Annotated in this window: 15 protein-coding genes, 2 pseudogenes and 1 riboswitch; of the genes and pseudogenes, 5 read left to right on the top strand and 12 right to left on the bottom strand. The window is 70.9% G+C overall.

The genetic code is table 11. The features are described 5' to 3' along the window. Positions 1-255 precede the first annotated feature (255 nt). Positions 256-1,044: a nucleotidyltransferase domain-containing protein gene (locus D473_RS0122275; RefSeq protein WP_017611256.1), complete on the top strand. Its 789-nt coding sequence runs from the start codon at positions 256-258 to the stop codon at positions 1,042-1,044. Between the two features lie 1,374 nt (positions 1,045-2,418). On the opposite strand, the pseudogene gatA reads toward D473_RS0122275, so the two are convergent. The 7 genes and pseudogenes from gatA to mnmA all read right to left on the bottom strand — a co-directional run bounded on the left by gatA (position 2,419) and on the right by mnmA (position 12,404). After that, positions 2,419-3,878: pseudogene (gene gatA / locus D473_RS25905) on the bottom strand (Asp-tRNA(Asn)/Glu-tRNA(Gln) amidotransferase subunit GatA). A 3-nt stretch (positions 3,879-3,881) separates the two neighbouring features. Then, on the bottom strand, positions 3,882-4,181 hold the full coding sequence (gene gatC / locus D473_RS0122265; RefSeq protein ID WP_017611255.1) for an Asp-tRNA(Asn)/Glu-tRNA(Gln) amidotransferase subunit GatC: 300 nt from the start codon (positions 4,179-4,181) through the stop codon (positions 3,882-3,884). Positions 4,182-4,499: 318 nt separating this feature from the next. Next, the gene (locus D473_RS0122260; RefSeq protein WP_017611254.1) at positions 4,500-6,524 is read right to left on the bottom strand and encodes a putative bifunctional diguanylate cyclase/phosphodiesterase; all 2,025 of its coding nucleotides are present in this window, start codon (positions 6,522-6,524) and stop codon (positions 4,500-4,502) included. A 501-nt stretch (positions 6,525-7,025) separates the two neighbouring features. Continuing rightward, positions 7,026-9,272, bottom strand: coding sequence for an NAD-dependent DNA ligase LigA (ligA, locus tag D473_RS0122255; protein WP_017611253.1), 2,247 nt, complete (start codon positions 9,270-9,272; stop codon positions 7,026-7,028). Between the two features lie 43 nt (positions 9,273-9,315). Next, positions 9,316-10,392 (bottom strand): methionine synthase, encoded by a 1,077-nt coding sequence (locus tag D473_RS0122250; protein ID WP_017611252.1) that lies wholly within the window; start codon positions 10,390-10,392, stop codon positions 9,316-9,318. A 45-nt stretch (positions 10,393-10,437) separates the two neighbouring features. After that, a complete protein-coding gene (locus D473_RS0122245; protein WP_033353843.1) occupies positions 10,438-11,040 on the bottom strand; it encodes a DedA family protein in 603 nt (200 codons plus the stop codon). Between the two features lie 233 nt (positions 11,041-11,273). After that, positions 11,274-12,404, bottom strand: a complete 1,131-nt coding sequence (gene mnmA, locus D473_RS0122240; RefSeq protein ID WP_017611250.1) for a tRNA 2-thiouridine(34) synthase MnmA — start codon at positions 12,402-12,404, stop codon at positions 11,274-11,276. A gap of 333 nt (positions 12,405-12,737) precedes the next feature. Here mnmA and D473_RS0122235 point away from each other — a divergent pair, with 333 nt between their 5' ends. Then, entirely contained in the window at positions 12,738-13,919 is a 1,182-nt protein-coding gene (locus D473_RS0122235) for a DUF695 domain-containing protein (protein WP_017611249.1), read from the top strand. Between the two features lie 207 nt (positions 13,920-14,126). Here D473_RS0122235 and D473_RS0122230 read toward each other — a convergent pair whose 3' ends face one another. Further along, on the bottom strand, positions 14,127-14,351 hold the full coding sequence (locus D473_RS0122230; RefSeq protein WP_152436905.1) for a DUF6479 family protein: 225 nt from the start codon (positions 14,349-14,351) through the stop codon (positions 14,127-14,129). A gap of 489 nt (positions 14,352-14,840) precedes the next feature. After that, positions 14,841-15,161: a hypothetical protein gene (locus D473_RS0122225; protein ID WP_017611247.1), complete on the bottom strand. Its 321-nt coding sequence runs from the start codon at positions 15,159-15,161 to the stop codon at positions 14,841-14,843. Between the two features lie 786 nt (positions 15,162-15,947). Here D473_RS0122225 and D473_RS25255 point away from each other — a divergent pair. Then, complete coding sequence (locus D473_RS25255; protein ID WP_033353838.1) at positions 15,948-16,208, top strand: GntR family transcriptional regulator; 261 nt, start codon at positions 15,948-15,950, stop codon at positions 16,206-16,208. Between the two features lie 402 nt (positions 16,209-16,610). Here D473_RS25255 and D473_RS0122215 read toward each other — a convergent pair whose 3' ends face one another. From D473_RS0122215 to D473_RS0122205, 3 genes and pseudogenes are all read right to left on the bottom strand, one after another. Continuing rightward, the gene (locus D473_RS0122215) at positions 16,611-17,672 is read right to left on the bottom strand and encodes a FecCD family ABC transporter permease (protein WP_017611245.1); all 1,062 of its coding nucleotides are present in this window, start codon (positions 17,670-17,672) and stop codon (positions 16,611-16,613) included. Next, a pseudogene (locus tag D473_RS25900) lies at positions 17,669-18,803 on the bottom strand (FecCD family ABC transporter permease). Before D473_RS25900 ends, D473_RS0122215 begins: the two are co-directional and overlap by 4 nt. Before the next feature lie 8 nt (positions 18,804-18,811). Further along, entirely contained in the window at positions 18,812-19,948 is a 1,137-nt protein-coding gene (locus D473_RS0122205; protein WP_017611243.1) for an ABC transporter substrate-binding protein, read from the bottom strand. A 24-nt stretch (positions 19,949-19,972) separates the two neighbouring features. Continuing rightward, positions 19,973-20,159: riboswitch (cobalamin riboswitch) on the bottom strand. A 461-nt stretch (positions 20,160-20,620) separates the two neighbouring features. Here D473_RS0122205 and D473_RS0122200 point away from each other — a divergent pair. Together D473_RS0122200 and D473_RS0122195 are read left to right on the top strand one after the other, a co-directional pair. Then, a complete protein-coding gene (locus D473_RS0122200) occupies positions 20,621-21,820 on the top strand; it encodes a sensor histidine kinase (protein ID WP_241474853.1) in 1,200 nt (399 codons plus the stop codon). A 96-nt stretch (positions 21,821-21,916) separates the two neighbouring features. Beyond that, on the top strand, positions 21,917-22,571 hold a 655-nt coding region (locus D473_RS0122195; RefSeq protein ID WP_026127202.1), incomplete at its 3' end, for a response regulator.

Below are 22,571 nucleotides of genomic sequence, written 5' to 3'. Positions count from 1 at the left end.
CCCCGCAACTCCCTGAACTCCAGGGTGTTGCGGGGACCGCTAGAACCCGAGGTTGCGGGTGGGCCCTTCGCACGTGCGGGGCCGGGTCCTCCGGAAGCGCGCGCCCCGCGAGCACCCGGGACGAACCCGCCGGGACGGGCACAGGGTCCTCAACCCGAGACTGCGCTGTGGCTGACTGGGTGTAGGCGTGAAAAACGGGTGGGTTCCCCTCTCCGCCGACCAGTAGCCTCGTCGCGATCAGAAAGGTGAGAACCCATGAAACTCGACGACCGTATCCACCGGCTCCGCGAGGTACTCCGGGCCGACGCACGCATCGTGGCGGCACTGCTCTACGGCTCCTGGACCGCCGGCGAGGCCGACGAGCACTCCGACCTCGAGGCCTACGTCTTCGTCGCCCCGGGCCAGGAGATCGACCCGCGGGCCTTCGCCGAACAGATCGCCCCCGTGCGCCTGTGCCACACCAACATGTTCGGTGTGCACTCCATCGTCTTCGACGACCTCATGCGCGGTGAGTTCCACTTCGACCCCGCGGAGGAGATCGACAAGATCGCTTCGTGGCAGGGCATGATCCACCTGCCCGACCCCGAACGGGCCGTCCTGGTCGACCGCGACGGCCGGCTCACGGAACTGGCGCACGGACTCACCCGTGTGGAACCCGACCCTGTGGAGACCGCCCAGCTCAAGGCCGACGAACTGGCCAACTGGACGCTCATGGTCTCCCACCTGCTCGCCCGCCGGGAGGCCGCACGCGCCGCGTTCTTCCTGAACTCGGTCGTGTCGCCGCACCAGCTCCAGCTCCTGCGCCTGCTCCAGAAGTCCACCGACCACTGGCTCACCCCGAGCCGCGCGTTGGAGGAGGACCTGCCCTCCCACGTGGAACGGCACGCTGCCACCACCGCTCGCGCCGAGCTCGCGGCCGTCACCGGTGCCGCACGGGAGAGTTGGGCCTGGAGCCGCGAACTCATCGCCCAGGCCCATGAACGTTGGGGCACCTCCTACGCCGCGGACCTGCACGACGACATCGCCGCCCACCTGGGGACATAGATCATCGACGGGAGGCGGGGGACTGTGGTTGGTGTGGGTGGTGTTCGTCGGAGCGTCGAGCTTAGCCCGGCCGGGGCTTCCCGCAACCCGCTCGGCGCCACCCCCAGCGGTTCTTGTTCGCGGGGATGGTGGCGGCGTCCTACCTGGTTGGTGTGGGGCGCCTCGGGGTGTGCGGTCCGCCCCTTGATGCCGGGCTATTGCGCTCTCGCCGCCGAACACCCACCGGCCGGCCCCCTCACCCGCCGAAGAAATGGGGTCCCAAAAACCAACCCCCTGTGGTGGCCACATTGCGACCAACGGTCGAGGCGTGCGCATGGTGGCTCGCCCCTGCGACAGGCACAAACATGGCCCCGGCACTCCTGGTGGCGCATTGAGGCCGGGGCAGAGTGGCGTGTGCGACCTCCGGAAAAGCTTCGGGCTCCGCCCGAGCATTGACAGTGCTCCTGATAGCACTACAGGCCGGTGTTGGTGCTCGTAAGAGCACTGCCAACGGGCTTCAGTGGATCGCTCCCCCCAACCGGGGCCATTTTCGGCGCCGAGAATGGCCCCGGTTGGGGGGAGCACCCGCCTACACCGCCGAAATACGCCCACCCGGGCACCCCGAGCGCGACAGCGCCCCCGGCCGAGGCCACCAAGCAAGACCCCACCGGGCAAGACCCCGGCGGAGCCGGTTCCGCACGGAACCGGAACCGGCCGGGGCCGGTGACCGCCCGCACGCCCGACAGAGCGGGCTCACTGCCGCCACCCCACCAACCCCGAACGCCCGAGCTGTGCACACGCCGGCCTGCCCCGGCCTCAATGCGACACCGGGAGTGCCGGGGCCATGCTTGTGCTTCCGCAGGAGCGAGCCACCATGCACACGCCGCAAGCGTTGGTCGCAATGTGGCCACCCCAGGGGGTTGGGCAAGTGTGCGCCCACCATTTCTTCGGCAGCCGGGCGCCTGGGGCGAGGGGGTTCGTCGATACGGGTCGGGTGAGCCCGGCGTCAAGGGTCGCAGCGCACACCCCGAGGCGCCCCACACCAACCACGCGCAACGCCGCCACTGTCCCCGCAGGGAAAGGTGTGGGGGTTGCGCCGAAGCGGGTTGCGCAAAGGCCCGGTCGGGCTAAAATCCCGACCCCGACGAGCCACCGAACCCAGGCACCACAAGAAATCCCACAACCCCAGCCCCGCTGCCACCGGCACGCCAAAGCCCCTGCCCCCAGGCACAACGAACAACCCCGCTTCCGCCCCACCCCCATCAACGATCCAGGCGCTTCGTTCCCCGTGCAGCACGCGCGGGGTGGGCGCGCCGCACCGTCCTTACCGCATACATAACGAAGGCCCGCCGCCCATCGGGACGGCGGGCCTGAGCCATGGGCGGCCGGTCCGCGTCAGGCGGAGGCGACCGCGTACGGGCTCCGGTCCAACAGCGCACCGTCGCGCTCGGCGAGCGAGCGCTCGACGGCGGCGGCGACCCGGTAGGTCCGGTCGTCGGCCAGCGCGGGCGCCATGATCTGGAAACCGACGGGCATCCCGTCCTCCGGCGCAGTCCCGCACGGCACCGACAGCGACGCGTTCCCCGCCAGGTTGGAGGGGATCGTGCACAGGTCGGCGAGGTACATCGACACCGGGTCGTCCGAACGCTCCCCGAGCGGGAAGGCCGTGGTGGGCGTGGTGGGCGAGACCAACACGTCCACGTTCTCGAACGCGGCGTCGAAGTCGCGCTTGATGAGGGTGCGCACCTGCTGCGCGCTGCCGTAGTAGGCGTCGTAGTACCCGCTGGACAGGGCGTAGGTGCCCAGCATGATCCGGCGCTTGACCTCGGGGCCGAAGCCCTGCGCACGGGTCAGCGACATGACCTCTTCGGCGCTGCGGCTGCCGTCGTCGCCGACCCGCAGCCCGTACCTCATGGCGTCGAACCGGGCCAGGTTCGAGGAGGCCTCGCTCGGCGCGATGAGGTAGTACGCGCTCAGGGCGGCGTCGAAGCTGGGGCAGGAGACCTCGACGACCTTGGCGCCGAGCGACTCCAGCAGCTCCACGGTCTCCCGGAAGCGCTGACGCACGCCGTCCTGGAACCCGTCGTTGTCGAGCTCCTTGACCACACCGATGGTCAGGCCCTCCACCTCGCCGTTGCGCGCGGCCTCGACCACCGCCGGCACCGGGGCGTCGATGGAGGTGGAGTCGCGCGGGTCGTGGCCGGAGAAGGCCTCGTGCAGCATCGCGGCGTCGAGGACGTTGCGGGCGAAGGGGCCCGGGGTGTCCAGGGAGGAGGCGAAGGCGATGAGCCCGTACCGGGAGGAGCCGCCNGGGGGCCCCCCCCGCCGGTGTCGGTGCCGGTGGCCAGGGGCGCCTCGAACGCGGCGACCGCGGCCGAGGAGCCGCCGGAGGACCCCCCGGGGATGCGGCCGGTGTCCCACGGGTTGTGGGTGACCTTGTAGGCAGAGTTCTCCGTGGACGAGCCCATCGCGAACTCGTCCATGTTGGTCTTGCCCAGGATGACCAGGCCGGCCTCGCGCAGCCGCGCGGTGACGGTCGCGTCGTAGGGCGGCTGCCAGTCCTCCAGCATCTTGGAGGCGGCGGTGGTGGGCATGTCCGAGGTGGTGAACACGTCCTTGTGGGCGATCGGGACCCCGGCCAGCGGGCCGAGCTCCTCGCCGCGCGCGAGCCGGGCGTCGACGTCGCGGGCCTGCGCCAGCGCGGTCTCCCGTCGCACGTGCAGGAAGGCGTTGATGTCGCCGTCGACGGCCTCGATTCGGTCGAGGTAGGCGGCGGTGGCCTCCTTCGAGGTCACTTCACCCGCGCGGATGGCCGCGCCGAGCTCGGACGCGGTCATGCTGATGACGTCGCTCATCCGTTACTCCTCCTCCCCGAGGATCCGCGGGACCCGGAATCGCTGGTCCTCCACCGCCGGCGCCCCGGCCAGGGCCTGCTCGGGGGTGAGACCGGTGCGGGCCTCGTCGGGACGGTAGACGTTGGTCAGCGGCAGGGCGTGCGAGCTGGGCGGGATGTCGCCCTCGGCGACCTCCTGCACCTTGGCCACTGCGGTGAGGATGTCACCGAGCTGGGCGGCGAGCGTGTCGAGCTCGCTCTCGTCGAGCGCCAGCCGCGACAACCGGGCGAGGTGCGCGACCTCATCGCGGGTGATGGCGGTCATGTATGACTAACCATTTCTTCGACGGACGGACTATCACGCCCAATCCTATGGCTCCGTCACGGGTCCCGGTGCCGGTCCGCGTTCCCCGACGTGGGACGGACACGACGCCCACAGATGTGGTCACCGCTGGTCCTCGGTTGTGGACCTCGACCACAGACGAGAGGCGCGTCGCGGGTGAGGTGCGCACACCGTCACCGCAGACCCATGACCCCGCGGTCACCGTCGACGCTGTAAGACACCGCCACGGCCCCGGGGACCCGGTCGGCAGTCTCCCACGCGAGGCCTTCCGCGCGTCCCGCGCCCCCGCCGGAGAGGGTCTCAGGGGCGGGCGCAGTGGGCCTCGAGCCAGGTCACGACCTCGCGTGCGGGCAGCGGCGGGGAGAAATAGTAACCCTGGGCGGTGTGGCACCCGGCCTCGCGTACGGCTTCGGCGAGCTCGGCGGTCTGCACGCCCTCGGCGGTCGCGCGCCTGCCGAGCGCCCGCACCAGGGCGATACCGGCGCGCACGACCGTGTGGTCCTGCTCATGCAGGCGGGCCACGAAGGAGCCGTCGATGTTGACCTCGTCCAGCGGCAGCCCGGCGAGCTGGGCCAGGGTGAAGTGCCCGGGCCCGAAGTCGTCCAGTGCCAGCCGGACCCCCAGGTCGTGCAGCTTCCGCACGGCCTGGGTGGTCTCCTCCTCGTCACCGATGAGCGCGCTCTCGCCGATCTCCAGGACGAGCCGCCGCGGTTGCACCCCGTGATCGCTCAGGGCGGTGGCCACGACCGAGGCCAGGTCCGGGTCCATGAGTTCGCGCGCGCCGAGGTTGACCGCCACGGGCAGGTCCCATCCGTGTTCGAGCCACTGCGCGGCCGCAGACAGGGTGGTGTCCAGGACCTGGCCGGTGAAGGCGCGGTAGAGGTTGGACTGTTCCACGACCGGCATGAACTCCGCGGGTTCCAGCAGCCCCCGGGTGGGGTGGCGCCAGCGGGCGAGTGCCTCGAGCCCCACCGGGAGCCCGGTCCCGAGGTCGATGCGGGGCTGGTAGTACATCTCCAGGGCGCCCTCGGCCAGTCCTCGGCGCAGTTCGCTGTACAGGCTCAGCCGTGCGGTGGAGTTGCGGTCCTTGGAGGGGTCGTAGGTCTCCACGCCCGTGCCTCCGGACTTGGCGACGTACATGGCCACGTCGGCGCGCTGCAACAGGAGTTCGTAGTCGGGGGCGTCGTAGGGGTAGAGGGCGATGCCGACGCTGGCGTCGAGGTCGAAGTCCATGCCCTCCAGGCGCACGGGTTCGGCGAGGGAGCCGCGCAGGCGCACGGCGACCTCCCGGGCGGAGGCGGCGTCGCGCACCTTCGGCAGCAGCACCGCGAACTCGTCGCCCCCCAGGCGGGCCACCAGGTCGCCGGGGCGGACGCTGTGGGTGAGGCGGTGGGCGACGGTCTGCAGGAGGGCATCGCCGGTGTGGTGGCCGAGGGTGTCGTTGACCTCCTTGAACCGGTCGAGGTCGAGCAGGAGCAGCCCGACCCTCTCGCCGCGGTTCTGGGCGTTGGTGATCTCCTTGCGGGAACGCCTGATGAGGTGTTTGCGGTTGGGCAGGCCGGTGAGTTCGTCGTGGTTGGCCTGGTGGTCGCGTTTGACCGACAGCCCCGCGCTCGCGTAGATGGCGCCGAGGGGGAGGGCGAAGAGGGGCACGTACAGCACCGAGGCGGCCATGCCCACCACGACCAACGGAGCGAGGCTGAGCAGGACCCCGTTGACGTAGAACTGTTGGCCGATACCGGTGAACATCACCTGTGACAGAGGCACCCGCTCGTGCATGGCGACCGCGCAGATCACCAGCATGCGGTTGACGAGGAAGTAGGCCCCGCCCGCGAGGGCGACGGCGGCAAGGCCGGCGGGGTCGGAGGGGATCCAGGGGCCTGCGTTGGCCTCGGGGCTCAGGAGACGCAGGAGGGCGTCTGCCACGCCGAGGGAGAGGACGTACTGCGCGGCGTTGAAGGCGGTGCGGTGGAGGGCGTGTCTGCACGCGGTACCCGCGACGACAGCGGCCACGACCTGCAGGAGGGCGGCGATCGGCAGCCCGTAGTAGATGACCAGAGCGAACGTGAAAGGCAGTGAGGTCGCGGTGCCGTTGTCGGCGGGTTGTCCCGGCAGGGAGATCGGCCTGAGTTCGCCCACGACGATCATGCACAACAGGATCCACACGAGGGGTTCGCCGGCGAGGTGGCGGAACTGGTCGAGGCCGAGGCCGGCCGAGGCGAGGACGAGCAGGCCCGCACCGGCTACGGTGCTGGTCACCATGTAGAGCCAGAGCGGTGTACCGGCTCGGGGGCCGATGTCCCTGGTGTCGGTGGGCTGCTTCATGCGGGGTCCTTCGTCCGGGGACAGGGCGCGGGTGCGGGCGGGGCCCGAGGGGATCGGCCTCGCACCGCGGAGTCGGTCCTGGACCCTGGTTCAGGGGGCCCGGCGTGTGAGTACCGGACGGCGTCTTGGCCGGAACCCATGTTGCCTACGTCCGAATCTCGGCGATGGCTGTCCACCTTACGCGTCTTCGTCACCAAGTGTCGCCCAGCGCAAACGAAACGTGAAGTTGGCTGGTCGAGGGGTCGCACCGGCGTCCCGGCCCGGCCCCGCCGGGGCCTTGTCCGGTGGTCTCGGCCGGGGACGCTGCCTGGACCGGGGACGCTGCCTCGGCCGGGGTGCTCGGGTGGGCGTGTTCGGCGGTACAGGCGGGCGAGGGGACGCCTCGCAGCCATGCTCGGTGCCGAAAACGGCTGCAAGGCGGGGGCTCGGCCTCCCGGGGGCCGGCCGGCCCGAGCGGGGTTCCACCCGCTACCACCGGTGCCGGGCGGCGGACCCGCGCGCTCAGCCCTCCTCGGGCGGGTTGACCCGCACGGCCTCGGCCGCGTCGGCCCCCTGCCGCAGCAACACGTCGAAGCCCTGCTCGTCCAGGACAGGGACCCCGAGGGAGACCGCCTTGTCGTACTTGGAACCGGGCGCTCCCCCGGCCACCACGAACCCGGTCTTCTTCGACACCGACGCCGTCGCACGCCCGCCGCGTTCGGCGACGGCCTCCTTCGCGCTGTCCCGCGTGTAGTTGTCCAGCGACCCGGTCACCACCACGGTCACCCCCTCGAGGGTGCGGTCGACCGCCTCGGAGGCCTCCTCCTCCATACGCACACCGGCGGCCCGCCACTTCTCGACGACCTCGACGTGCCAGTCCTCGGCGAACCACTCCCGGATCGAGCGCGCGATGGTCGGTCCGACCCCGTCCACGGACGCGAGCTCCTCCTCGGAGGCCTCCCGGATCGCGTCCAGGGAACGGAAGTGCCGGGCGAGGTCCTCGGCCGCGCGCGGGCCCACGTGCCGGATCGACAGGGAGACCAGGATCCGCCAGAGGGGTTTGGCCTTGGCCTCCTCGAGCTGCTCGAACAGCGTCGAGACGGTCTTCTTCGGTTCGCCCGCCTTGTTGGCGAAGAACGACACCACCTTGGGCTCACCCGTCTTCGGGTCGGTCTTGGGTTCGGTGGTGTCGGGGTCGAGCACGTGGGTGCGGATCGGCAGGAGCTGCTCGACGGTGAGGTCGAACAGGTCCCCTTCGTCGGCCAACGGCGCCTCGGCGGGCTCCAGCGGCTGGGTCAGGGCCGTTGCGGCCACGTACCCCAGCGCCTCGATGTCCAGGGCCTTGCGGCTGGCGATGAAGGAGACCCGCTCCCGGAGCTGTCCGGGGCAGCGGCGGGCGTTGGGGCAGCGCACGTCGACGTCGCCCTCCTTCTGCCGGCCGAGCTCGGTTCCGCACTCGGGGCAGTGCGTGGGCATCTCGAACTCGCGCTCGCTGCCGTTCCGGCGGTCGGCCACGGGGGCCAGGATCTCGGGGATGACGTCGCCGGCCTTGCGCAGCACGACGGTGTCACCGATGCGGACCCCCTTGCGGGCGACCTCTTGTGCGTTGTGCAGGGTCGCGAACTCCACCTCGGAGCCGGCGACCGTGACCGGTTCCATGACGCCGTAGGGGGTCACGCGCCCGGTGCGGCCCACCCCGACCTTGATGTCGGTGAGGGTGGTGGTGACCTCCTCGGGCGCGTACTTGTAGGCGATGGCCCAGCGCGGGATCCGGCTGGTGGAACCGAGGCGGCGCTGAAGCGAGAAGTCGTCGACCTTGACCACGATGCCGTCGATCTCGTAGGCGGGCTCGTGGCGGTGTTCGGCGTAGTAGGAGACGTAGGCGCGGACCTCGTCCATACTCGTGGCGACCTCGTAGCGGTCGCTCAGCGGCAGCCCCCACTCCCCGAGCAGCCGGTAGGCCTGGGACTGGCTGGTGAAGGCGGCTTCCCCTCCCCCGCCGGCATCGCTGTCACCGGAGCCCTTGCCGCTCGCGGCGCCGCCGGCGGGGGTGTAGGCACCGACCCCGTGCACGATCATCGTCAGCGGCCGTGTCGCGGTGACCCGGGGATCCTTCTGCCGCAACGACCCGGCGGCGGCGTTGCGGGGGTTGGCGAAGGGTGTGTGCTCCTTCGTCTCGGTGATGCGGTCGTTGAGGGCCTGGAAGTCCTCGGTCCTCATGAAGACCTCACCGCGCACCTCCAGGAGTTCGGGTGCCGGGCGCACGCTCTCGTCGAGGTGTTCGGGGATCGTCTCGATGGTGCGCACGTTGAGGGTGATGTCCTCGCCGACCCGGCCGTCGCCGCGGGTGGCGGCCCGCACCAGGCGCCCGTTCTCGTAGACGAGGTCGACCGCGAGGCCGTCGATCTTGAGCTCGCACAGGTAGGACCCGACCGGGACCTCGGCGGAGGCGCGGTCGGCCCAGACGTCGAGCTCCTCGGCCTCGAAGGCGTTGCCGAGGCTCTCCATGCGCACCAGGTGCTCGACCTCGGCGAAATCCACGCTGATGGGCGCGCCGACCTTCTGCGTCGGGGAGTCCTGCGTGATGAGGATCGGGTAGCGCTCCTCGATACGCTGCAGCTCCGACATGAGCGAGTCGTACTCGGCGTCGGCGATGATCGGCCGGCCCATGTAGTAGCGGTAGCTGTGGTCGTCCAGCTCACGGGCCAACTCGGTGTGGCGGGCGCGGTCCTCGTCGGGGACGGGGTTGTTCTGGTCGGACGCGCTCACGGCCTGCCTTTCTGCTTCGGTTCTNGGTGGGGCGGACCCGCCGTCACCGGGCCGGGGGCGCCCCTCGGCCCTGCCTTCCGGGTTCGTCGCGCAGGACGCGTGCCCCGTCCCTGGCAGCCGTGAGGGCCGCCCGGGCGTGCGCGGGCGAAGCACCGGCCAGGCCGCACGCGGGGGTGACCGCCACAGCGCGGGAGAGCAGGTCGGGGGTGATCCCCAGCCGGTGCCAGAGCTCGCGTACAGGATCGACGGTAGCGGCGGGGTCGGACATTCTCGCGTCCGTCTCCGGGGTGTCGCCGTCCGAGGGGACCACACCCATCATCAGAGCGGTGCCGGCCTCCACCGCGGTGCCGAGCATCTCGTCGTCGTCCCGGGTGAGCCGGAGGGCGTCCAGGCCGAGCGCGTGTGCCCCGCTGCGGCGCATGAGATCGATGGGTGCACCGGGCGCGCAGCAGTGCGCGGCCGGGACCGCCCCGAGGCCCTCGATCCCGGTGAAGAGATCACGCAGCGCGCTCTCGACCACGACGCGGTCGACGGCGGGGTGGCGGCCGTACCCGCTGGCGGTGGGGAGCGTGCCGAGCAGGACCGCCGGCAGGGACGGTTCGTCGATCTGCACGAGCAGGCGGGCGGAGGGCAGGCGCTTGTGCACCTCGGCCACGTGCGCGAGCACACCCTCGCGGTGGGACTCGGCCAGGTCGCGCACGGCTCCGGGGTCGGAGACCATCCGCTGGCCCGAGCGGAGCTCGACGGAGGCGGCGAGGGTCCACGCCCCGGCGACCTGGATCTTGAGGGTGCCGGCGTACTCGTGCGCGTGTTCGGTGAGCGCGTCGAGGTCGTGGGAGAGGAAGGTCCCGGCGCGGTACAGGTCGCGGCCGGGGCGGTCGACGAGGCGCCATCCGCTGGGCTGGACCTCCACGGGCAGGTCGACCAGGAGGCCGGCGGCGCGGCCGATCATGTCCGCGCCGACACCGCGCGCGGGAAGTTCGGGCAGGTGGGGAAGGTCGGGGAGCTCTCCGACGATGGTGCGGGCGGCCTCGTCGGGGTCCTCGCCCGGCCAGGAACCCACTCCGGTCCAGGAGGCGGCGGGCCAGGGGTAGGGATCGTGCGTACTCACGTTGCCCAAGGTTAGACCCTGGTCCGGTGGCCGGTGTTCAGCCGCCGGGGCGGGTCAGACCTGCGGGGCGCTGCCCGGGGCGGCGGGACCGGACCCGGGCGGCTCGGGGGCCGCAGCGGCTCGGGCGGGAGCGGGGCCTTGGAGGGCCTCGCGTGATCCCGCCTCCTCTGCGTCGTCGGCCTGGCGCCGGGCGGCCCTGCGGCGGGCGCGGACGACGAGTGCCCCCACCAGGACGGCGGCGAGCGCGACCACACCCACTGCGGTCCACGGGGAGTTCAGGAACAGGGCGGCCCAGGCGCCGACGAGTCCGGAGATGACCGAGCCCCAGAGCCCGGCCCAGGCGAGTCCGCCGACGAAGACCGCCGCGAAGTACCGGGGGAAGGCCATGTGCACGAGACCCGCCGAGAAGTTGACGGCGGTCTGCATGCCCACGGTGAAGAAGCTGAGGGTGACGACGGGGGCGCCGTACCGGTCGATGCGTTCCTTGGCCTGCTCGAGGCGCGGACCGAGGCGTTCGCCGATGCGGCTGCGGAGCATGCCGGCGCCGAGTCCGCGGCCGATCCCGTAGGTCGCGGGTGCCCGGAGCAGGATCACCACGAGGAGTGTGGCGTAGACGATCCAGAAGGGTTGACCTTCCAGGAAGGCGAACTGTGGCATGAACGGCACCTCTAACCTCGGCCACCACAACTTTGCATTGCCTTACCTAACTTCGGCAAGGGCTCGGCGTGAGGAATCAGGGTCAGCCGTCCTGCACTGCTCCTCTTCTCCCCGCCCTGAGGAGCCATGAACAAGGCGCGTCGGCCGGCTCCCCGAGCGGGGACCCGACCGACGCGCCTCACGATTCACGCCATGCAGCTCATACTTCGCGGCTCATGCCTCGCCCGCCGCCGCTAAACGCTCTGCACGGCCTCGGCCGCACCTGCGCTCCCGGCGGACTCCGCACGCTCGGACCGCGCGGTCCCCGCGATCGTCGCGGAACCCAACACCGTGTCGTCGTCGTAGACCACGACCGCCTGCCCGGAGGCCACACCCTTCGCCGGCTCGGCCAGGCGCACGAACAGCTCCGGACCCTCCTCCGCCTCGCGCTGCCACACCCGCGCGGGATAGACCTCCCCGTGCGCCCGCAGCTGCACGTGGCACTCGGTCGGCTCGGCGAGCGGCGCACTCCCGCTCCACACCGGACGCACACCGGTGATCTCATCCACCCGCAACGACTCCCGCGGCCCCACCGTCACGGTGTTCTCCACGGGCTCGATCGAGAGCACGTAGCGCGGGTCGGGCGCACCCCCGAGACCCAGGCCCTTGCGCTGGCCCACGGTGAACGTGTGCGAACCGTCGTGGGTGCCCAGCACCTTGCCGTCCTCGTCCTGGATCGGACCGGGCCTGGCCCCGATCCGCTCGTTCAGGAACCCCTTCGTGTCACCGTCGGCGATGAAGCAGATGTCGTGGCTGTCGGGTTTGTCCGCCACCGAGAGTCCGCGCCGGTCGGCCTCGGCGCGCACCTCGTCCTTGGTGCAGTCACCGAGAGGGAACATCGCGTGTTCCAGCTGATCCGCGGTGAGCACCCCGAGCACGTAGGACTGGTCCTTGTCCTCGTCCACGCTGCGCACCAGCCGACCATCGACCTTGCGCACGTGGTGCCCGGTCGCCACGGCGTCGAAGCCCAGCGCGACCGCCCGGTCGAGCACCGCCTCGAACTTGATCTTCTCGTTGCACCGCAGGCACGGATTGGGTGTGTTGCCGGCCTCGTACTCGGCGACGAAGTCCTGCACGACCTCACGGTCGAACTCCTCGGACATGTCCCACACGTAGTACGGGATCCCGATGACGTCGGCGGCACGCCTGGCGTCATGGGAGTCCTCGACCGTGCAGCAGCCCCGCGCGCCGGTGCGGTAGGACTGCGGGTTCTTGGAGAGCGCCAGATGAACGCCGGTGACGTCGTGGCCCGCCTCGGCCACACGGGCCGCGGCGACCGCGGAATCGACCCCGCCGGACATGGCGGCCAGTACACGCAAAGTCATAGTGCCTTCCAGCGTATGTGCCCGGAACCGGTCCCGGCCACGAAAGACCGTGACGCCGGTTACGGGAACGGCCACACACACCGGGCGGGAACCGGGCGAGCACCCGCCTCACGCACGCGCGCACACGGGAACGACCGCGTCCGCACACGGACACCACGCCACGCCCCGACACCGACCGGGACACGGCTGCCCCGCGCGTCGCCCCCGTGTCCCGCTTTCCCGGCGCGTGAACCCCGACGGGAACGCAGGTCCCGGCCACGCGCCCCGACGCGCCCACTCCCCCGACCACCGGGGTGGGCCCGGGTGGTCACAGGGTTCTGCGAAAATCGGAGCATGGCTCTGTTCCGTCGTCGTCGCCCTGCCGACCCCAGTAACGCAGACACCACCTCCGCCACCAATGAATTCTGGGAGGTCTGGCCCGAGGTGCGCACCGCTCTGGCCGACGCCGTCGCCAAGGACCAGCCGGCGCCCTCCGAGGTCTCCGACCGGGTCACGGCCCTGGTGCACAGGATCCACCCGGACATGGACTGGGAGGTGGGCCCCGCGCCCCGCTCCACCGGAAGCGCGGAGGAACTGGACCTGTCGCCCGACGTGGACCCCGAGAAGCTCCTCCAGCAGCTCGCCGCGATGGAGGACCCCTCACACCTGACGGAGGGCCCCGAGTACGCGATGACCCTGCGTCCGGGCAGCTCCGACGAGGCGCGTGTGCAGTCCGAGCGCTGGGCCCGCTCCGCGCCCGACGACGGGCAGTGGGTGTTCCATCCCGTGCGCCCGGCCGACCTGGACCAGCTCTCGGGCACGGTGCGCTGGGACGACCACGAGCTCGACCTCTCCCACGTGCTGCTGTCGGTGCGGGTGAACCCGGGCACCTCCAAGATCGACGTGGGTGTCTACCACCCCGACAACATGTTCCTGGCGGAGGAGAGCCGCGCCCGCATCGCCGAGCACGTGACGCTCCTGGCACTGGGCGAGGACGACTACGTGCTGTGGATCGGCCGGGTCGCCCCGCTGGAGGAGAAACCCGTCGATCCGATCACCCCCGCGAACCTGCCGTCGGTGGTCAAGCAGATGGGCGACATGCTCGGCGGCCACGACGGGTGGGTGCGCGGCACCTACAAACTCCCGCTGGTCGGCGGCGGCGAGATCCTGCTGCGCCACCCGCTGCACCGGCGCACCTTCCCCGCGTTGACGCTCGCCGCGCACGTCATCGTGCCCTTCACCAACACCGACGAGGACAAGCAGCCCACAGGGGGGTCCGAGGAGGCGCTGGAGTCGCTGCAGTCGACCCTGGAGTCGCTGCTCGGCGACAACGGTGCGCTGTTCGGGCGCCGTACCGACGGGGGCAAGCGCCAGTTCCTGTACTACCTGGACCCGGACTCGGGTGTCCTGCCGCAGTTCGAGAACGCGCTCATGGACTGGCCCGAGGGCGAGATCAAGCTGCGCACCGAGCTGGACCCGGCGTGGCGGCACATCACGATGTTCCGCAAGCCCTTCCGGAACCTGTTCGAGAGCTGAGCGCCCGGACCACCTGAGATCCGGACCACCTGAGATGAGGATCGGCCCTCGCCGTCGAGGGCCTCGTGGCCGAACGGTCGGGCACCGCGCGTGGGCGCGGACGTCGACCGGGATGGTCTCGGGAGAGGGGTGCCGGTCCCGTGCCCTGAGCGGTGGGTACACCGGGCGGTTGCTGCACGGACGGCGGGGTGTCGGCGAGAGCCGGTGTCAGCGGGAGGAGCCGGCTCGGGTCTCGGTCTCGGGAGGTTCGTTGTCGGCGCGCTCCCTCGACGGGTTCGTGGAGGGGGATTCGGAGGGTTCGCGCGTCCGGTTGCGGGGATCGGGTGCGACCTCTACGGGCTCGGCCCTGGCGAGCGTGCGCGCTAAGACGACCGCGATGACGAGGACGCAGAGGACCAGGACTCCCAGAAAGAGCGGCGACGTGTAGATCATCGGAACACGGTAGGGCACGTGTCAATCCTCTGGCCAGGGGGTATATCGATTCGGATGCCCCGAACGTACCGGCTGCCCGCGGCCACAAACCGCCACCCTCGCGGGGAGGGGCAGGCGGAGAGCGCGCGGAGAGCGCTTCATCACGCGCCGGCTGTAACAGGCGTCATAGGAATCACCCCCGCGCGTGCGGGGAGCACAGCCTGACCCTCCTCATCCGGGAGCCCTCCCTGGGACCATCCCCGCGTGCGCGGGGAGCACCTGTGTCTCCTCGCGCGCGGCGCTGGCGTCCTGGGACCATCCCCGCGTGCGCGGGGAGCACTCTCTCTGACCTGCATGTCTACCCACCAGTAACCCGGAAATCTGCAAACTTCACAGGTCCAGATAACACGCAGATAACAGAACCAGGCTTCCTCAACACAAACCCCAGTATGACGGGGACCTGCCCCACAGAACAGGCCCCACGAAACACCGGGAACCGAACGCGGCCCGTCAGCGCTGGTCGACCCCGAACCGGGCTCCGGACTCGGGCTCCTGCCGGGGCACCTCCACAGGATGCGGCCCTGGATCGATCAGATCGCACCCGCTCACACGCTCAGGCGCCGAAGGCTCGGACAGCGCACGGTCGAGCAGTTCCAACGCCTCCTCCACATCCCCATCACGCTGAACCAACGCAAGCGCCTGGCGCACAGCGTCGGCACGGCGGCGCAGACCACGCACGAGCAAGAAATCCGCCACCGGATGCGGACCCGGCGGGACCGCCAGAGCATCGGAGAGCGCGTCCAGGAACTCAGCAGTACGGATATCGAGCATCACGCCACCTCCCAACCAGCAAGCACCGCACGCTCAGCAATCCCGGTGGACTCGGCATGCTCGGCGTACCCCAAGGCTCCAGTAGGACGGAAGGGCCCTGCGAAGGTTCCCTGACGGGGCAAGCGCGAGCCCTCCAGGAAAGGGGAGCGCCCAAGGGCCAAACCCTCGCCAGGTGCGTACGCGTACACACGCGACGACGCCTGCACCCGCGCGTGCTCCTGATCGGCAAGCGCACACAGAACAGTCAGAGCGAGCTTCCTGCTCTCCACCGGACGCGCACCAGTCTCACGACCAGTCATGAAACAACGCCCACGAACGAGAGCCGCAGGCACAGCCACACACGCCCCAGGCACACGGCCGGCGGAGGAAGCCATCTGGGGAACAGCGTCCACAGGACACCGCGGGGCAGGCACCGAGACCGGGGACTCAGCTCCCACGTCATCCTCATCCTCAGCGAGGACGGAGGGCACACGCTCGGCATAACGCCGCACACGACGGGACCGGCACCGGCGGCGCCGGAACTCACCGGACAACCCACGCGCATACCCGTCCGGGCTCACGTGCAGACCCTGTGACGCACGCACCATGCGCAACAACAGATACAGCAAAGCAATAGGGTGAAGCATGTCGTCCTGCCTTCTACAGGTCGGCCATGACCCCGGGACGTATTTGCGGTACGTCGCCGGGGTTCCGTGTGTTACGGAGCTTTACACTCTACAAGAGATGCATAGCTCTGCATAGCTTCCCTTTCCTTTTCGTAGGTCACCCTAGGTCTAGCGTGCTCACATGAGCGAAGAGGATGTGCCGAAGATCCCGGCGGACGGACCAGGTCTGCGCTATATGGCGGTGGCGGATCACATCGCGGGCATGGCTGAAAAAGGCAAGCTCAGACCCGGTTCACGACTTCCTCCTGAGCGTGAGCTGGCAGAGGACTATGGGGTGTCCTACATGACCGTCCGGCGCGCGATGAAGGAGCTCAGAGAGCGCGGCGTGGTCGTCTCCGTCCACGGCAAGGGGACTTTCGTTACGGAGCAACCCGCAGGCTGAAACCCGATCCACCCACGTGCGCAGGGAGCATCCGGACCTCACACGAGGGGGTTTCTGATCCCGGGGCCGCCCCCGCGGGCCCGAGAGGCCCACGCAACAAGACCACAGAAAAATTTGAGGCACGCGGAATACCACCCGGACCAGCACCGTTGCACGCGGCGAGGGTCGGTGCGGTAGCAAGTGTCCCCCGGGCTCCACTCAAAGCCTTCACGGAATACCGCGCCCTCGAGGCGGACTCGGAACCGTGTTGTGCCACGCGCCGAGAGGCGACCGCCGCGCCGGCCCTCCTTCAAATTTCATATATCGAAGCCCCGTGCCGGCGGACTCCATACGGATTCCCCGCCGACACGGGGCTTTTCGTGTGCGCGACGGCGCCCCTGCCCCATCCGCCCGTCCGGTCCCTCATCCGCCCCGGCCGGTACGGGAGCTGCGGGCCAGCAGATACAGCAGATACGGCGCTCCCAGGATCCCGGTGACGACCCCGACCGGGAGCTCGCTCCCGCCGAAGGCCGTGCGGGCGATCAGGTCCGCGACGGCCACCAGCAACCCTCCGCACGCTGCCGCCGGAAACAGCCCCACGGCTTCGCCCCGCAACATCCGCCGTACGATCTGCGGCGCCACCAGCGCAACGAACGCGACCGGCCCGGCGACCGCGGTCGCCATCGCCGCGAGCACCGCCGCCGTGAACAGCAACGCGCCCCGTGAGAGCACCGCCCGGTTGCCCAGCGCGGTCGCGGTCTCCTCTCCGAACTGCAGCAGAGCCAACGGGCGCGCCAACGCGGACACGGCCGGCACCAGCACCACCAGAGCCAGCAGGATCGTCGCCACGTGCGGCCAGTCGCGGTTGGCGAGGCTCCCGGTGATCCAGATCATCGCGCGTTGGGCGGTGCCGATCTCCGCGCGCGTCAACAGGTAGGAGGTGATCGCGCTCAGCATCGCCGTCACCGCGATCCCCACGAGCACCAGCCGTTGCCCGGACACCCCGCGCCGGTACGCGAGCAGGTACAGCGACAGCGCGGTGGTCACGGCCCCCACGAGCGCCCCGGACGCGATCGCGGCCGCCGATCCGCCGAACACGACGATGGCCAGCACCGCCGCTGTCGTGGCTCCGGCGCTGACCCCGATGATGTCCGGGCTGACGAGCGGGTTGTGCGCCAGCCGTTGCAGCAGCGCGCCCGAGAGCGCCAACGCCGCGCCCACCCCGAGCGCGGTGAGCACGCGCGGGAGCCGCAGGTCGACGACGACGTGCGTGGTCAGCAGGTCCGCCCGTCCGGCGAGGGCGGCCACCACCTGGTCCGCGCCCATCGCGAAGTCGCCCACCGCCAGGGAGAGGACGGCCATCGCGGCGGCCAGCACGCTCAGCGCCGTCCCGAGCAGGACCGAGGGCCCGTGCACCCGCAGCGACAGTCCCCCGGCGCGGATCACACGTGTGTGTGGGCCGAGGATCGTCGAACGCCCGCTCACAGCCCCGCCACCTTCCTCCGTCGCACGAGCAGGATGAAGAACGGCGCCCCGATCAGCGCGGTGACGATCCCGACCTGCAGCTCTGCGGGGCGTACCACCAGCCGTCCCACGATGTCGGCCACCAGCAACAGCAGGGGAGCCAGTACCGCGGACCAGGGCAGCAGCCACCGGTGATCGGGGCCGACGAGGGTCCGGGCGATGTGTGGAACCGCGACGCCGACGAACCCGATCGGCCCGGCCAGGGCGGTCGCGGTCCCGGCGAGCAGGACCACCGCCACGGCGCTTCCCGCCCGCACGAGCCACAGCCGGGTTCCCAGGGAGCGGGCGAGTTCGTCGCCGAGCGCGACCACGTTGAGCGGGCGTGCCAGCGCCGCCGCCAGTACCAGTCCCGTCGCCAGGAACGGCAGTGCCTGGGGCAGTGAGGTGCTGTCCGCGCCGACCAGGGAACCCACCACCCAGAACCGGTATTCGTCCAGGGTCGCGCGGTCCTGCAGGACGATCGCTGAGGTCATCGACCCGAGCATGGCCGAGATCGCTGCGCCGGCGAGCGCGAGCTCGACCGGGCTCGCCCCGTCCGGCCCGAGGGAGCCCACGGTGTAGACCACGCATGCCGCCAGCGCCGCGCCCGCGAAGGCGAACCCGATGTAGCCGAGCAGCGCGGTGGCCCCGAAGACGCTGATGGCGAGGACGGCGGCCAGGGCGGCGCCGGCGTTGANCCCCGGCCACGCCCAGCGCCGCGCCGACGAAGAGGCCGGCGAGGGTGCGCGGGACCCGCAGGTGCCGGGCGACGAGGTCGGTGTCGGAACCGGTGTAGCCGGTGTAGGCGAGGTGGAGCTCTTCCAGGGTGAGCTGCTGGTATCCGATGAGGACGGACGCCAGCGCGATCGCCGCCAGGAGCAGCACGGCGCCCAGCAGTCCGAGGGTCCGGGCGGTGGGCCCGCCGAGCAGGCCGGGTCCGCTCGCGGTGGCCGGGCCGCGCCGCGAGCGGGTCCCCGAGGGTGTTTCCCGGGGGGTTGCCGCCCGAGCGCCGGCCCGGGTCCGCTCCCCTGGTCTCGGCCTCGGTCGGTGTTCGCGGCCGGTCGATGGCGGCGCGGCCTCGGTAACCGTGTGGTCGGCCGTGTGGTCGGCCATCGCCGCGCCTACCCGAACAGGTCGGGGTGGATGATCTCGGCGACCTTCGCCACCGCCAGGGCGCTGCGCACACCCGCGGAGCGGTCGGCGAAGGTGAACTCCGCGACCTGTTCCTCCTCGACGGCGGTGACGTTGGCCAGCACGGGATCGTCCAGGATCTCCTGGACCTGGGGTGCGGCGTCAGCGGCGGTCATCTCGGCGTCGCAGCAGACGTCGACGAGGACGAAGTCGGGGTCGCGTTCGATGAGGTCCTCGGTGGAGGCCGAGTGGTTGCGTCCGCCGTCGAGGTCGGCGAAGGCGTTGGTCCCGCCGGCCAGGTCGATGATCTCGGTGGAGAAGTCGGGGCCTCCCGCGACGCGGAACCCTTGGTCGTCGGGGCGGGCGATGGCCACGGTCGGGCGGTCCTCGGCGTCGATCCCGCCCTCGAGGGTGCCTGTGACCTCCCCGACGGTGTCTTCCATGTCGGCGACGACCTCCTCGGCGCGGTCCTGGGCGTCGAAGAGTGCGCCGATGTCGCGCAGGTCGTCGTAGATGTGCTCCATCGTGACGTTCGCGGGGTCGATGGACTCGTCGGACCTGCCGTCCTCGCTGGGGCACAGCGGGGACGGGATCCAGCTCTCGATGCCGAGTTCGCGCAGGGAGGCGCGGGTACCGAGCTGTTCTTCGGTGAAGACGTCGTTGAACCCGGACAGTACGAAGTCGGGGTCGTGGCTGAGGAGTTCCTCGCGGCTGGGCAGGCTCGGGTAGTACTCCTGTTCCGTCTGGGCCTCGGTGTACTCCTCGGGGACCTGCGCGTCGAGGAAGGCCGTGCCCACGAGCCGGTCGCTGATGCCGAGGGCGTGCGCCGTCTCGATCGCGGGCTGGTAGGCGGCGAAGACCCGCTCGGGCGGGTCGTCGGCCGGGATCTCCAGGTCGCAGTTGGCGATGGTCTCGTCCGCGGCCTCGGGGGCGGTGGCGCTGTTGTCGGCGCCGCCGCTGCAGCCGGTGGTCACGAGCAGGAGGGCCAGGGCCGCGGCCGGGCCGGAGCGCCACGGGGCACGGCCGCGGGCGGCTCCCTGCTCCGGCCGGCCGGGACGCGGGGAGGCGGGCAGGAAACCGTGCATGCGGGCAGGCCGGAGGGCCGCCCACGCGTCACTGGGCTTCATCGCAGAACCATCCTTCGTGGTTCGATGACGCGGACGTGCGCAGCCGGTCTCCTGGCTCCCGGGGTGGGCCGCCGTGGTGGCTGCCCTGCGCGTTCCCGCCTTCCCGGGCCGTATCGGCCCAGTGGCGTGTGGGAGGCGCGCCCCGGTCACAGTGGCGAGGACCGCGCCGGTTTTGCACCGGCTTCCCGAACACTGCGACGTCGACGACAAGGTCGTTTCGGTTGTCGACGCATCACCCTAGTACACGGGGGTCTGTCCGCTTTTTCCAGGTGGCCGCCCACCGCCATGGCCATAAAACTCCGGTGGACGCCGGAATAACATCCGGGCCCCTCCCGTTGCACGCGGCGAGGGTCGGTGCGGTAGCAAGTGTCCCCCGGGCTCCACTCGAAGCCTTCACGGAATACCGCGCCCTCGAGGCGGACTCGGAACCGTGTTGTGCCACGCGCCGAGAGGCGACCGCCGCACCGGCCCTCCCTACGCATCCAAGGCCCCGTGCCGGCGGGACTCCCGCCGACACGGGGCTTTTCGTGTGCGCGCCAGCGCCCCCGCCCCACCCGCCCGTCCGGTCCCTCATCCGTCCCGTCCGCCACCCCGGCCTCTTCCTCTTCCTCGAAGCCCCTGGTGCTCTCTCCTCGGTGGATCCCACCGGAAGCGGAGTCCTATACTGCGCGGGTGTTCGCCAGGATGCGGGAGTGGACGGGACGGCACCTCGTACTCGTCGACACGATCGCCGTCGCGCCCTTTCTGCTGCTGTACGTGAGCACCCTGCTCGGTTCCTTGGGCGGCGCCTCCGATGGTGAGGCCCTCGGCCGCGCCTCCGACCCCGCGCACATGACCGTCGCGTTCGCGTTGCTGCTGCCGTTGGTGGTGCGTCGCCGTTTCCCGGTGGCGGTCTTCACGGTCGTGGTCGCCGTGGCCGGGGTGCAGCTGTGGTTGGGGGTCGGGCTGATCGCCGCCGACGTGGCCCTGCTCGCCGTCCTGTACACCGTCGCCGCGCACTCCCGAGCCACGTGGTCGGTCCCCGCATTGGTCGTGGTGGAGACAGGCCTGCTCCTGGCCCTCGTGCTTTCCCCTCTCGCCGGTTGGGACGACTGGGACGTCTTCGCCCTGTACTCCTTCCTCTTCATGCTGTGCTGGGTCACCGGGCTCTATGTGGGGCTGCGCCGGCGTTACGTCCTGGGTCTGGTGGAACGTGCGCAGTGGCTGGAGCGCGAACGCGACGCCCGCGCGCAGGCCGCGGTGGCCGCCGAGCGCGAGCGCATCGCCCGGGAGATGCACGACGTGGTCGCCCACAACCTCGGTGTGATGGTGGTCCAGGCCGAAGGTGCCACGTACGCGGTCGATCGTGATCCGGGCCGGGCCAGGGGCGCCATGGAGGCCGTCGCTTCCACCGGGAGGTCGGCGTTGTCGGAGATCCGCGGGATCCTCGGTGTCCTCCGCGACGGGGGAAGCGGCGGCGAGGACGGGTACGCGCCCCGGCCCGGCATCGGCGGGTTGGACCAGGTGGTCGAGCAGGTGCGCGCGGCCGGGCTGCCGGTGGAGTTCACCGTCGGGGGTGACCGGCGCAGGCTCCCGACCGGGGTGGAGCTGGCCGCGTTCCGTGTGGTCCAGGAGGCGCTGACCAACGCGCTCAAGCATGCCGGGCCCGGGGTGGGCAGTGTCCGGGTGGAGGTGCACTACGGCGGCGAGGCCCTGGGGGTGCGGGTGTTCGATGATGGAGGTGGCGCCTCCTCCGAGCAGTCGGAGGGGGAAGAAGGCCGTGGGCAGGGGCTGATCGGTATGCGTGAGCGTGTGTCGGTCCACGGCGGGTCCTTGCGGGCCGGCCCCGGGCCGGAGGGCGGGTTCGAGGTCGTGGCGTCGCTGCCGTTGTGAGCGCTCCTCCCCACGGCACGGGGTCGGAGCGAGCAGGACCGAAACAGGAAGGCAGGGGCCGTGGAGGTACCGGAACCGGACGTACAGCCGGAGGAGGTGATCCGGGTCCTCCTCGTCGACGACCAGGAGCTGGTGCGCACCGGTTTCCACATGGTCCTGGACTCCCAACCGGACATGCGGGTCGTCGGTGAGGCCGGGGACGGGGTCCGGGCGCTGGAGCTGTTGGAGACCGTGCAGGCCGACGTCGTCGTTCTGGATGTGCGGATGCCCCGGATGGACGGGGTCGAGGCCGCGCGCCGGATCTGCGCCGCGGGCGGGGACACCCGGGTGTTGATCCTGACCACGTTCGATCTCGACGAGTACGTCTACGCGGCGTTGCGGGCGGGCGCCAGTGGTTTCTTCCTCAAGGACGCGCCGGCGGCCGATCTGCTCTCGGCGATCCGTGCGGTCCGTTCCGGGGACGCCGTGGTCGCTCCGAGCGCCACCCGCAGGCTCCTGGACCGGTTCGCCGGCCGGCTGCCCTCGGAGGAGGGCCCCACGTGCCACGCGTCCTTGGAGGTTCTGACGCCCCGCGAGCGCGAGGTCCTCGTGCTGATCGCCCGGGGCCGGTCCAACGCCGAGATCGCCGGGCACCTGTACGTGTCGGGGGCGACGGTGAAGACCCACGTGCGCCGGATCCTGACCAAGCTCGATCTGCGCGACCGGGTGCAGGCGGTGATCCTGGCCTACGAGACGGGGTTGGTCGATGCCG

Source organism: Nocardiopsis xinjiangensis YIM 90004 (assembly GCF_000341145.1).
Taxonomy (GTDB): Bacteria; Actinomycetota; Actinomycetes; order Streptosporangiales; family Streptosporangiaceae; genus Nocardiopsis; species Nocardiopsis xinjiangensis.
This window is presented reverse-complemented; position numbering and strand designations above follow the sequence as displayed.

What these genes read in the sequence shown, in the direction of transcription:
- D473_RS0122260 (WP_017611254.1), bottom strand. Translation starts at nt 6,524, where the DNA reads ATGAAGCAGCCCACCGACACCAGGGACATCGGCCCCCGAGCCGGTACA.
- gatC (WP_017611255.1), bottom strand. Translation starts at nt 4,181, where the DNA reads ATGACCGCCATCACCCGCGATGAGGTCGCGCACCTCGCCCGGTTGTCG.
- D473_RS0122205 (WP_017611243.1), bottom strand. Translation starts at nt 19,948, where the DNA reads ATGAAGCCCAGTGACGCGTGGGCGGCCCTCCGGCCTGCCCGCATGCAC.
- D473_RS0122245 (WP_033353843.1), bottom strand. Translation starts at nt 11,040, where the DNA reads ATGCCACAGTTCGCCTTCCTGGAAGGTCAACCCTTCTGGATCGTCTAC.
- D473_RS0122230 (WP_152436905.1), bottom strand. Translation starts at nt 14,351, where the DNA reads ATGATCTACACGTCGCCGCTCTTTCTGGGAGTCCTGGTCCTCTGCGTC.
- mnmA (WP_017611250.1), bottom strand. Translation starts at nt 12,404, where the DNA reads ATGACTTTGCGTGTACTGGCCGCCATGTCCGGCGGGGTCGATTCCGCG.
- D473_RS0122275 (WP_017611256.1), top strand. Translation starts at nt 256, where the DNA reads ATGAAACTCGACGACCGTATCCACCGGCTCCGCGAGGTACTCCGGGCC.
- D473_RS0122235 (WP_017611249.1), top strand. Translation starts at nt 12,738, where the DNA reads ATGGCTCTGTTCCGTCGTCGTCGCCCTGCCGACCCCAGTAACGCAGAC.
- D473_RS25255 (WP_033353838.1), top strand. Translation starts at nt 15,948, where the DNA reads ATGAGCGAAGAGGATGTGCCGAAGATCCCGGCGGACGGACCAGGTCTG.
- D473_RS0122225 (WP_017611247.1), bottom strand. Translation starts at nt 15,161, where the DNA reads ATGCTCGATATCCGTACTGCTGAGTTCCTGGACGCGCTCTCCGATGCT.